The organism is Neobacillus sp. Soil_C_43, assembly GCF_057656715.1.
On record NZ_JBDGJV010000001.1, the window covers coordinates 159,060 to 170,837 of the forward strand.

The 11,778-nt window shown below is 36.2% G+C and carries 12 protein-coding genes and 1 pseudogene; 3 read left to right on the forward strand and 10 right to left on the reverse strand.

The window, feature by feature from the left end:
• Positions 1-64 precede the first annotated feature (64 nt).
• The 5 genes from AC3A54_RS00805 to deoD all read right to left on the reverse strand — a co-directional run bounded on the left by AC3A54_RS00805 (position 65) and on the right by deoD (position 7,192).
• Positions 65-988 carry a CobW family GTP-binding protein gene (locus tag AC3A54_RS00805; RefSeq protein WP_487653041.1) on the reverse strand — a complete coding sequence of 308 codons (924 nt, stop codon included), beginning with the start codon at positions 986-988 and terminating at the stop codon, positions 65-67.
• Between the two features lie 96 nt (positions 989-1,084).
• Entirely contained in the window at positions 1,085-1,894 is an 810-nt protein-coding gene (locus tag AC3A54_RS00810; protein WP_487653042.1) for an LCP family protein, read from the reverse strand.
• Positions 1,895-2,213: 319 nt separating this feature from the next.
• A complete protein-coding gene (locus tag AC3A54_RS00815) occupies positions 2,214-3,716 on the reverse strand; it encodes a lmo1851 family serine protease (RefSeq protein WP_487653043.1) in 1,503 nt (500 codons plus the stop codon).
• A 213-nt stretch (positions 3,717-3,929) separates the two neighbouring features.
• A complete protein-coding gene (locus AC3A54_RS00820) occupies positions 3,930-6,125 on the reverse strand; it encodes a heavy metal translocating P-type ATPase (RefSeq protein WP_487653044.1) in 2,196 nt (731 codons plus the stop codon).
• Between the two features lie 365 nt (positions 6,126-6,490).
• Complete coding sequence (deoD, locus tag AC3A54_RS00825; protein WP_308083522.1) at positions 6,491-7,192, reverse strand: purine-nucleoside phosphorylase; 702 nt, start codon at positions 7,190-7,192, stop codon at positions 6,491-6,493.
• Between the two features lie 152 nt (positions 7,193-7,344).
• On the opposite strand from deoD, the gene AC3A54_RS00830 reads away from it, so the two are divergent.
• Entirely contained in the window at positions 7,345-7,473 is a 129-nt protein-coding gene (locus AC3A54_RS00830; protein ID WP_308083521.1) for a hypothetical protein, read from the forward strand.
• Between the two features lie 35 nt (positions 7,474-7,508).
• On the opposite strand, the gene AC3A54_RS00835 is transcribed toward AC3A54_RS00830, so the two are convergent.
• From AC3A54_RS00835 to AC3A54_RS00850, 4 genes are all read right to left on the reverse strand, one after another.
• On the reverse strand, positions 7,509-7,817 hold the full coding sequence (locus AC3A54_RS00835) for a YodL domain-containing protein (RefSeq protein ID WP_487653045.1): 309 nt from the start codon (positions 7,815-7,817) through the stop codon (positions 7,509-7,511).
• Between the two features lie 113 nt (positions 7,818-7,930).
• Positions 7,931-8,701 carry a sporulation protein gene (locus tag AC3A54_RS00840; RefSeq protein ID WP_487653046.1) on the reverse strand — a complete coding sequence of 257 codons (771 nt, stop codon included), beginning with the start codon at positions 8,699-8,701 and terminating at the stop codon, positions 7,931-7,933.
• Positions 8,702-8,718: 17 nt separating this feature from the next.
• Positions 8,719-9,507, reverse strand: coding sequence for a serine/threonine-protein kinase (locus tag AC3A54_RS00845; protein WP_487653047.1), 789 nt, complete (start codon positions 9,505-9,507; stop codon positions 8,719-8,721).
• Between the two features lie 367 nt (positions 9,508-9,874).
• Entirely contained in the window at positions 9,875-10,048 is a 174-nt protein-coding gene (locus AC3A54_RS00850) for a YozD family protein (protein WP_308083517.1), read from the reverse strand.
• 189 nt (positions 10,049-10,237) lie between these two features.
• On the opposite strand from AC3A54_RS00850, the gene AC3A54_RS00855 reads away from it, so the two are divergent.
• The gene (locus tag AC3A54_RS00855; protein WP_487653048.1) at positions 10,238-10,405 is read left to right on the forward strand and encodes a hypothetical protein; all 168 of its coding nucleotides are present in this window, start codon (positions 10,238-10,240) and stop codon (positions 10,403-10,405) included.
• A gap of 2 nt (positions 10,406-10,407) precedes the next feature.
• On the opposite strand, the pseudogene AC3A54_RS00860 reads toward AC3A54_RS00855, so the two are convergent.
• A pseudogene (locus AC3A54_RS00860) lies at positions 10,408-11,031 on the reverse strand (hypothetical protein); the annotation flags it as partial.
• A 621-nt stretch (positions 11,032-11,652) separates the two neighbouring features.
• Between AC3A54_RS00860 and AC3A54_RS00865 the strand changes: the two are divergent.
• Positions 11,653-11,778, forward strand: coding sequence for a hypothetical protein (locus tag AC3A54_RS00865; protein WP_487653049.1), 126 nt, complete (start codon positions 11,653-11,655; stop codon positions 11,776-11,778).

An 11,778-nucleotide genomic window follows, 5' to 3' on the forward strand; every position in this document is an offset into this window, starting at 1 on the left:
TTAATGGTTTTGACTACATTAAAAGAGTTACCTGAAGAGACTTTTATCATTCACTCTAGTTTCATTATTCTTTATTTTTTTCAAGAACGTTGAGCTGTTGTTGAAGCTTATTCCAATCGATATTCTCACCAATAAACACAAGGTTTAAGGGTAAATTCATGTTTTCCTTCATGTATAAAGGCATACCATATGAAAATTGAAATAAAGTTGGAAAGTCAGATGAACTAAATTTCACATAACCTTTTATTCGGTAAATTGTTTCAGGGAGTTGTTTTAAAAACACTTCAAAATCAGAGTGACTGACTGCGCTTTTAAACTGATAAACAAATGTTGTCAGGTTTAGTGGTATTCGTTGGGATTTTTTGTTTTTAGCTTCCTCAAATGAAACGGAGAGCTTTCGAATATCCCCTATTGCTACCTGTGAATAGTTTGTAAGAAGACATCTTGCATTTGAATTAATGGATTGAATTTCAAAGGTAATACTTGCATGGTCCTTCTCTTCTAATTCATTTATTTTATTTACAATAATAAAATCCGCATGCCTTACTTGCTCTAAAATTAACTGTTGTAACTGTGGACTTAATGCCTTTCGATCTTTCCACCTCGTACCATCTATCGTCGTAATAATACCCTTAACAAATAACTTATCTGCAAATAATGGAGAAAGGATGGCATCTAATACTTCCACAGGATGGGCCGCTCCCGTTGTTTCTATGTAAATGACATCCGGTTTCTCTTCTACTAATAAACCTTGAAGCTGGGATTCAAGTTTATCTTGAATGGAGCAGCAGATACATCCCCCAAGTAACTCTTTCAACTCGACGTCATCGTCTATCGCATCGGAGTCAATCGAGACTTGTCCTAATTCATTCATCATGACAGCTACTTTTCTACCTAGGCTCCGTTCATCCTCTAGTAATCGTTTTAGTAAGGTCGTTTTTCCGCTTCCCAAAAATCCTGATAAAATATAAATCTCTGCTTTTTTCATCTTTCTATCCCTTCTTCTATCTTGTTCCCTTTATTATATATGAATAAGTGGATAAGAATCCAAAAAAGCGAATGATTCCATTCGCTTTTTTAGTCGTTAATTAATCATTGGTTTTTGATCTTTGTCCTCGAAAACACCATTGACTGCTTTTGACTGTTCTTCATTCATGTGAATCAGTTCGAATTTAGTTATAGGATTCATGATGGCTGAGAGACCTATCTCCAATAATTCTCCCTTAGCAATATCCGTTTTTACGCTATGTCGCGCTTCATTAAGGAGTGCTGGAACCATTGAAAACCATTGATTTGCAGCTTGATTCTTATTCACTTCATTTCTTATCGCTGAAATTACCCCCACAAGGTAGTCCTCACTATTAGGTAGTTCACGCAGTTGATTTATAAGGTCAACAATTTCTTTTCCTTTCAGGACTTCTGGGTCTGACACATCATGGTCTGTTGCAAGTGGACTCGGAATTCCATTTGGAGCTAGTAAATCAAGAATTCTAGCTGCACCAGAAGAATCAATAATAAAACAATAGTCAATTGGTATGTGATAATTTTTTTCAACCGTTTCTTTTAGGGTGCCAAAGTCCCCTTCATCATTAATAGGAGGAATTTGAGCAGTTCCATAAGATAATTTTTTGTTAGCAGCATCACGACTAATAATAATAGCTAGATTCGGTCTTGAAGAATTATTATTAATCTCATTTTCCGTTATTAAAAATGTTTCTACTTTTGAGTTTTCTCCACTTAAGGGAAGAAATTGGGTTGTCTCTTTCAATTTTTGCATAAACGAATCTTCACCAATTTGATTACCATCTGTTTTTACATCATTTTGAAAAAATGATTTCAAGGGACCAAAACCTAAAAATGAAAATGCAATAACAGCAATACAAAGCTTTCTCAATTTACTTAACCACCCATCCCATTTATTTATTGTCCATTCTCGGAAAGATGGTTAATAAATATACACAATAAATTCTTTTCATTTAAAAAAATGGCTTTGTTAAACTTGTCTGTTGATTTCCGCTCCAGACTCGAGCGGTTCGTGGGCGTTTCGGCGAGCCTCCTCGGCGCTTGCGCCTGCGGGGTCTCCCCTGAACCGTACTCCCACAGGAGTCTTCGAGACTTCCGCTCCAATCAACAGGGTGTAAAAATCAACACTGTTCTTTAACATAGCCCAAAAAATAAACCCGGCTCTTGTATGAGCCGAGTTTATCTTATTTTTATTTCATTCTTCCTTTTAAAACCTCAACAGCCTTTTGCATTTGTGTATCACTTGTTTTAATTTTTTCTCGTAATAGCTCCATCAATTTCAAGGTCGATTCACCTTTTAATACTCCATTTGCAGGAAGCTTTTGTGCCGTTTGTAATGCAATGACAGCCTGTTTTGTTTTTTCATCAAAGAAACCATCTTCACGACCCGGATCATAGCCAATCGCTTTTAACATCTTCTGTGCTGTTTGAATTTCTGTTGAAGAGTTAGAAATGGCCAGCTCTTTTTCTGGATCAATAATCGGTAATGTAGCAAATTCGGGAAGTGCTACTGCTACGTCTGGTTCAATTCCTTTTTTGTGAATCCAGTTGCCATTTGGTGTTAACCATTTGGCGATTGTGTATTTTAGGTTAGAACCATCTTTAAAATCTTCTGCCGTTTGTACAGTACCTTTACCAAAGGATTTCTCACCTATAAGCGGGATTCCTGCTGATTCCTTTACAGCAGCAGCAAAAATTTCAGATGCACTGGCACTACCCTTATCAATCAATACAACTAACGGTAAGTCAGGATTACCTTGACTCTGAGAACCAATTTCCTTAATCTTTCCGTTTCTATCTTCTTCTTTGACGATAATTTTCCCTTTAGGAACAAACATACTTGTGATACTTACTGCCTGATCTAGTAATCCACCAGGGTTTTGTCGCAGGTCTAATACTAAACCTTTCATACCCTTCTTTTGTAAATCATTTAAAGTAGTAACTAATTCTTTTGAAGTGTTACTTGAAAAACTTGTGATTTGTACCTTTGCAATAGAGTCATCAACCATTTCTCCGTAGACAGTCTCGATTGGTATCGTATCACGAACAATAGGAACGGTCATTGGAGCTTCTGTTCCTGGTCGTTGGATAGTTAATTCTACCTTCGTTCCCTTTTTACCTCTGATTAAGGTAACTGCCTCAGTAGAGTTCATTCCCTGAAGGCTTTTTCCATCTACTGATATAATCATGTCATTTGGCTTTAACCCTGCTTTTTCAGCAGGAGAACCTTTGATTGGAGAAACAATAACAATATGTCCATCCTTTTCTTGGATTTCTGCCCCAATTCCTTCAAAAGATGAAGAAATACTACTATGAAAGCTTTTTGCTTCCTCATTACTCATATAATCAGAATAGGGATCGTCAAGCGATTCCACCATTCCATTAATTGCCCCATTAATAAGCTTTTTCTGATCTACTTCTTTAAAATAACCATTTTTCAAGGTATCAAATGCTTCATAAAGTTTATTGAATTCTGTTCTTTCTGCTCCAACTGTTACCACTTTTTCTTTACCAAATGCAAAGGCAATTGTTGTAATTCCAGCTGATAAAAACACCATTAAAAATAACAGCATAATAAAGTGAAACTTCTTTAATCGGATATATCCGGATCTGTTCTCAGTCACTTGCTCCTGTTCAACTTTCTCTCCTTCAAGCTTTTCTTGCTCAACGTTCTTACCTTCCAAAGCTTTCACCACTTTCGTTTACCATAAAAATAAGATATGTACTAGCTAGTCTTAACAATTGTCTTAAGCAAAAAGCAAACCCTTAGTGATTAGAATAACATCTTTTTATTAAAATTAACAAAGAAAAGTTAATGAAATTGATAAGAAATAAATAATAGAGAAATTTCAGATACGATAAAAGAGGCTGATTGGTCAGCCTCTTCAAAAATTCATCATTTTTTTTTAAATCTTGACTCGTTTCAAACGAAGTGAGTTAGTCACGACAGATACAGAACTAAATGCCATTGCCGCTCCAGCTACCCACGGGGCTAATAATCCTAGAGCAGCGATTGGAATGCCTGCAGAGTTGTAGATCAAAGCCCAAAATAAGTTTTGACGAATGTTTTTCATTGTTTTTTTACTTAAAGATATAGCTTTAGGAATCAATGACAGTTCTCCACCTAGTATGGTGATATCTGCTGCTTCAATAGCGACATCTGTACCTGAACCAATGGCAATACCTATATCAGCAACTGCAAGAGCGGGTGCATCATTTATTCCATCCCCTACCATTGCAACCTTCATTCCTTTATGCTGAAGTTCTTTTATATGATTTGCCTTTTCTTCCGGAAGAACCTCAGCAATAACATTCGTAATTCCTACCTGAGAAGCAATGGCTTTTGCTGTCCGTTCATTATCCCCTGTAAGCATATAAACTTCGATGCCTAATTCGCATAGTTGAGTAACTGCCAGCATAGCTGTCTCTTTTACTGTATCAGCAACTGCAACAAGTCCCATGATGGTTGAATTAATTGCAATGTACATCGCTGTCTTACCTTCGGTTTCAAATTGAAGTAATTCTTTTTCTTTCTCTGTATAAGAAATACCTTTTAAATCCATTAGCTTCCCAGTTCCCACATATATTTCATCATCGCCTATTTTTGCCTCAATTCCATAACCTGGAATAGCCTTAAAGCGTTTGACCGGGAGAGTACTAGATCGTCTTTCCATACCATATTTAACAATAGCTTCAGCAAGCGGATGTTCTGATGATTTCTCAGCAGAGACTAAATATTGAAGGACCTTTTTCTCCTCTTTATATGCGATGAAATCAGTAACAACTGGTTGACCTTTTGTTATCGTTCCCGTTTTATCAAGGACTATGGCGTTTATCCTATGCGCAATTTCTAAATGCTCTCCACCCTTGAAAAGGATGCCCATCTCTGCACCTTTTCCTGTTCCCACCATTATAGATGTGGGGGTTGCCAGCCCTAGAGCACATGGACAGGCGATCACAAGAACAGCGATAGCCGTTTCCAAAGAGGTTGGAAAATCACCGGGATTCACTATAAAATACCAAATCAAGAAAGTAACGAATGAAATACAAACAACAACGGGTACAAAGTAGCCAGAAATGATATCAGCAATTCGTTGAATGGGTGCTTTCGATCCTTGAGCTTCTTCTACAATCTTTATAATTCCCGCAAGAGCTGTGTCTTTTCCCACCTTTGTTGCTTTCATTGTTATCGTTCCATTTTTATTAATAGTCGAACCTATTAAATGATCCCCCACTGATTTCTCCACTGGGATCGATTCGCCTGTAATCATGGATTCATCGACGGAGGATTGCCCTAATAAAACTTGTCCATCTACTGGAATTTTTTCTCCTGGCTTCACTAGTATTCGATCTGATACCTGCACTTCATTTATTGGGATTTGAAATTCCTTACCATCTCTTATGACTGTTGCTTCCTTTGCTTGAAGACTTAGTAATTTAGAAATGGCGATAGTTGTTCTCCCTTTTGCTAAAGTTTCAAATAATTTTCCTAGTAAAATTAAAGTAATAAGAACAGCACTTGTTTCAAAATATAGATGCGGCATATAAACAGGATTGCTAATGGTTTTAATGCCCTCTGCAAGACTGTAGAAATAGGCTGCGGATGTACCTAAAGCTACAAGAACATCCATGTTTGCACTCTTATTTTTAAGTGCTTTATAAGCACCCATATAAAAAGGTCCACCAATATAAAATTGCACAGGTGTGGCTAACAACAATTGAAACCACGGATTCATCATCACTTCAGGCATTGGGAAGCCAATATCCATTGGTATATGGGCAAGCATAGTGTACAAAAGTGGCAAAGACAAGAGCACAGAAAGGGAAAACATGCGTTTCTTATGCTTTATCTCCTCTTCTTTATATTGCTGTTTTGTTTCTCTTTGATCCTCTTCTAAACGAGCACCATATCCAAGGTTTTCAATTTTCGTAATGATTTCATTACTTGAAACTAAATCTTTATCATATGAAATGGATGCGGTTTCCAAAGCCAAGTTGACATTTGCTTCAACACCATTTACCTTATTTAAAACCTTTTCAATCCTGGCTGAACAGGCTGCACATGTCATTCCCGTAATATCAACTTTGAGTTGCTCTTTCATCTCGTTCACCTCATTTGCACTATACCCCTGCACCCTATTTATATCAATATAATCATTTAATTAGTCACATTTTTGCCTTTTTATTTTACATTTTGTCTCTGTTAAACTGGTCTGTTGATTTCCGCTCCAGATGCTTCGCTTTCCGTGGGGCGTTTCGGCGAGCCTCCTCGGCGCAAGCGCCTGCGGGGTCTCCCCTGAACCATACTCCCACAGGAGTCTTCGTGCCTTCCGCTCCAATCAACAGGGTGTAAAAATCAACAATGTTCTTTAACACAACCTACATTTTAATTCTCCATCATGGCCCTAAGTTCCTTTTTATAAAAGAAAATACCTCATCCTATTTGGAAGAGGCATTTTCTTCTTTATTACTTAGTGGCAGCCTCTAAAGCTACCTCAATCATATCATTAAAAGTTAATTGTCTTTCTTCTGCTGTAGTCTCTTCTCCTGTTAGAATATGATCACTAACAGTTAGAACAGAAAGAGCTTTACGATTAAATTTGGCTGCTAATGTATATAATGCTGTCGTTTCCATTTCAATGGCCAAAATCTGATACTTGGCCCATTTTTCAAGTTCCGCATTATCATTATAGAAAGAATCTGCAGTAAAGATATTCCCAACTTTTAAATTAAGACCCTTTTCGACTCCTGCATCATACGCCTTTTTAAGTAAGTCAAAATCGGCACAAGGTGCAAAATCAACATGTCCAAAAGTTAGACGATTCATGTTCGAGTCTGTAGAACTTGTCATAGCAAGGATAACATCACGTACTTTTACATCCTTTTGGATCGCCCCGCACGTACCTACTCTTATTAAGTTCTGCACATTATAGCTTTGCATGAGCTCGTTTACATAAATAGAAATCGACGGAACACCCATCCCAGTTCCTTGAACTGAAATCCTTTTCCCTTTGTAGGTTCCTGTGTAACCAAACATATTTCTTACTTCGTTATAACATTTAGCATCCTCTAAAAAGGTTTCTGCAATATATTTTGCTCTCAGCGGATCCCCGGGCAACAAGACCGTTTCTGCAATTTCATTTTCTTTTGCACCAATATGTACACTCATTAAATTTAACCTCCAATCAAAATAAGTACGTTTCACTCCGTACCATAGACAATATATCATAAACCGTTTTTATTGAAAAACACTTCTGAGAAATAGTTATGTTTTTTCTGATTTGTGGGAAGCTATCTTTAGATGTAAAAGGAGGTATGATAATGGGAAAAAAACATAGAAGTCGCATAAATGGTCAAAAGAAAAATAATCACATTCCAGCCGAGGCTATTGTGGCAGAGCACGAAGCGCATGCAAAAGAGAACCGCGCAGATGGTGGAAGAAAGCGATAATATAAAAATAAACCTAAGGCTGTTCCCTTAGGTTTTTAACGTATCATTATTCTATTAATTGGGGTCCATCCGCCAGTTTGTAACTGATAATAGTGCTGACCGCCGCGCCCCTCATCAATTAATATAATGTCACCGGTTGAGAGAAATCTCCCTTTATAATTTGAAGGTATTCTGTCAGTCACATTAAAGCGGCTAAAGGTTTCTTCCAAGCAGTGTTCGCGGCCGGCAGCAGGAATGGTGGTTCTATAGACCTGTTTATAGCCTTTATTTTCACGGTACTTTGGAGTTTGAAAGATCGTCACATCATATTTGATACAGGGCTTTCTCGTTAATACTCTGATCATCTTATACCTCCAATTATTAGAATTTATTTTCTATTCTAATAATTAGATGTAGACCTTGTCGAATCCTCTGTAGAATACTAACTTTTTTTGTCGAGAACCCATTTTTTTGTTTATTATGAGTATCTTTGTATTACACTCTGGATTTTTTGTTGTAAATTAGGAAGATCTGCATTAGATACAGTAAATCTTACGTTCGTTTCATCCATTCCCATCGCTTCTGAGAATAATCCTGAAAGTCCCTTTGCACGTCGATCCACTTGGAACATCAAATCTAGTGTGCCATTACCTGAAGATAAAAACACCACTTCTAACTCATCTAATTTACCACGAAATAGACCTGATGTTGGGACAAATTCAAATTCTTGAACGAAGGGTAACCTGCCGCGTAAGCGTCGTGGTGCTTCTTCACAGTCCGCTTCTCTAATTCTAAAGCCTAAATTATCTACCGCGTTAAAAACAGCAGTCATTAATTGATTAGGAATTACTTTTAAAAAATCCTTATCACTTGGGTCCACCCCACCTTTTATTTCCAGTCCTGTTGTTACCCACACTTTAGACTTGCCAATAGATAATGGTGTATCATACGGCAACTGGAAGGTAAACGGAATTTCTTTTCTTTCGTTGGACCTGATTGTGAAAGGTGTAGTTAGACGAAATCGGTCGATAGTAGCAGTTACGTTATATTTTCGATCATCTGACTCTTTTAAATAAGTTGTATTGAGTGAAAGATAAATCTCATCAATTTGCTGTTCAACCTTTCCACCCTTAATTTCAACAACCCCTTGTACGGTTTCTCCAGGCATATAAGTGTCTTTTTCTAGTTTTGTGTCCACTGATGCAGCACCAATACCTACGCTAGCAAATACTTTGTCAAAGAAAGACATAAAATTCTCCTCCTAAATTAAGTGAAATTTTTTATATCAGCTCTTATTTGTGCGCATTGATCATACGCGGATTCTATCTGCAAGAGCCTTCTAATGATTTGTTTGGCTTCAACTGTAATATCTAGTTCTTCTTCCCAGCTTTTTTCCTTCCTGTCATCTTCGAAAGTAAAGTTGGAATAAAGGAGAAACAAAAGAAAATGGCCAAGTCCGTAAAAATCTGCTTGGTAGTTAATTTGCTTTCTTACATCTTCTATTTTTTGTAGATCTCCGTCTCTCGGTTTAAGATACCTTCCTAATCCTAAATCTATCAGGCGAATTCTCGTTCCATCAAAAATTACATTCGGAATGCGAATGTCTCTATGAATGATGTTATGGCCATGCAAGAATTCGATGTACTGTAGTAATTCATCTGCAAACTTAAAAGCTTCTGTTTCAGTGAATTTCTTACCTTCGTGAAAAATAAGCTGTTCAAAATTCTTCCCATTAATATATTCCATTGTATAATAGGGAATGTTTTTAAAGGTGCCATCCTCAAAATATCTAGGAAATCCTGGATGATTAATCGAGCCTAATAATTCTTTTTCTAGTTCAAATTCCTTTCTTCCAGAATGGGTTATTCTCTTATGATACCGAAGGGATTTTAATACTTTAATATGTTTGCTTAAGAAATCAAAAACTAAATAACTATGTCCGTAGCTTCCGCTTCCGAGATACTCCACTACCCTATAACGGTCAGCAATAACCTCATCAATAGGTAGTGGCTTCTCCATCATCTTGGAAATAAATAATGTAAATTTCCTAAGCATATTCACACACCTTGCTAGCTGCTAAAAAAACTAGATATAGAACTTCTGCTCTTATATTTCTTTTTATAATGATGATGTCCTAAATGACTGTGCTTATGATGTTTGTGCTTCTTCCATGCATCGCTTGAGGAACTGTACTTGTGAGTCATCTTACTTTTTAAAATTGATTTAAGGATTTTTTTAAACATAAAGTCCTCCTCCTTTTATTCACACTCCTTAATACGATGAAACTCCAACAAGGTTTCACGATGGTAAAAATATTTCAAATAGTCTATAAAAAACAAAAAGCGAGCAACTTATGCTCGGCTTTCGTGTTCTTTTATCATAAAGGTAGAAACATTTCATTTCTCCCTAAAATATTCATTTACTAATCCTCCTGTACTTCCTCATCGATAATACTCTTTTCAATTAAATATTCAAAAGTAATATCGGCTAATTCCTCTAATTCCTCTTCACTAGGAACGTATCCCCTTTTTACAAGCTCATGAAAGAAAAATTCGGCAATTTCTTCTGTATCAATAAATACTTCAATTTCTCTCATAGCATCGCCCCCTTTTTACAGAATGTATGATGTACATGGCCTTTTCATGCTATTTACTTTGGTAAGCAGTTGCCTATAAACCAGTTCTCTTTACTGAAATTGAATAAAGAGGTTTCAATGAAAAAAACATGTCTTTTATCGCTTGGACAAGCATAGGATTAGTAAAAAGAAAACGATGGGGTGAAAACAATGTCTAAATTACAATTGATGTTAGAGGCCTGGGTTGAAGATGTGAATCAGGAGGATAGTTTTACCCTCCAACTATTTGAGAAAATATTAGCAACGATGTTTCTCCTAATTAAATGGGGTGGAATTCCTTTTGTTTTGTATTTATTATTTGAAATAGCTAGGTGGTAGAATTATACAGGGCTTTTGCCATCATTATTTACAAGACTTTCTAACTTCCTAAGAATGACCCGCATAACTTGGAAGTATTCCTGATCATGAAACAATTCATATAGGATCCGATAATCATTAAATATATCTAAGAGATTATCGATGAGTTCTTTCTTTTCTTTTTTTCTTTCTATTTCTTCAAACTCTGATTTTCTAATTAAATTTTTTAAGTTTGTATTTTTCACTGCTTGATCCTGTTTATTTACTAAGTATAAAAGACCTAATTTTTGTATAAATGTATCTGCACTTTCAGCGTCCGCTACTAGTGTTAATTCTTCTTCGCCTGCCTCCAGCCATTCTCCGTCACTTACCCTTGAAAGCTCGTAAATAACATCTTCCCAGGCGTCCTCTTTGTAGCGCCAAATTTCTGTCCGAAAGCCGACAACTTTAAATAAATCAGCACCATAACCACTTACCTGAACTAAATCACCGAAAAAAAACTTATATTCAATATCAATTTGCTCCTGTTCCACAACAGTACCTTCATATTCTGATAGCATTTGTAAGGCAGATTCCAAAAATAAACCATCACTTTTATTCACTTCATAAACATATTTCCCATCTAGCCATTTGACATCTGTTATTCTTCTAAATTTACAGGATACCTAAACGTTTGTTAATTAAAGATATGCTCTGTTAAACTTGCCTGTTGATTTCCGCTCCAGGCTCTTCGCTTTCCGTGGGCGTTTCGGCGAGCCTCCTCGGCGCTTGCGCCTGCGGGGTCTCCCCTGAACCGTACTCCCACAGGAGTCTTCGCGCCTTCCGCTCCAATCAACAGAGTATAAATATCAACACTGTTCTTTAACACAGCCTAAAGATAAAAAGTGCTTCAAAAAAAAGCACATATACCATAATTGGTACATGAGCTTAGATTAATTTTTCATTTTTTTGACAATTTTGTTTTTTAATTTTATTTGTCAACTCAATCAGCCCTCTAGCTGCTTTTTCCGCGTCAAAAGTTCCTCTTTCTGCATATTTCACCTTCATGATGAAATCACCTCATAGTAAAATATGCTTTCAAGAAATATTTGGTATCTTGTCTGTAATATATTTCTGAATAATGGTTATTAACTATATTCAATTTATATAAAAAGATAATTATTCCAAAGCACTTCCAATAATCCGATTATTTTAACTTAAAAAGTAAATAATACAATCAATGTATTTTAATAAAAAAATTCTTTAGAGCGTTTATAGGAGAGGTTTTAATGTTCAAGAAAATTCTTTCTCTAATACCGGACTATATCATCTTCGTACAAGCATTTATTACATTTTTAGTTCCATTTGGATTTTTTAAATTTTTCAAATGGATTCATTCATTAGAGAAAGAGTGA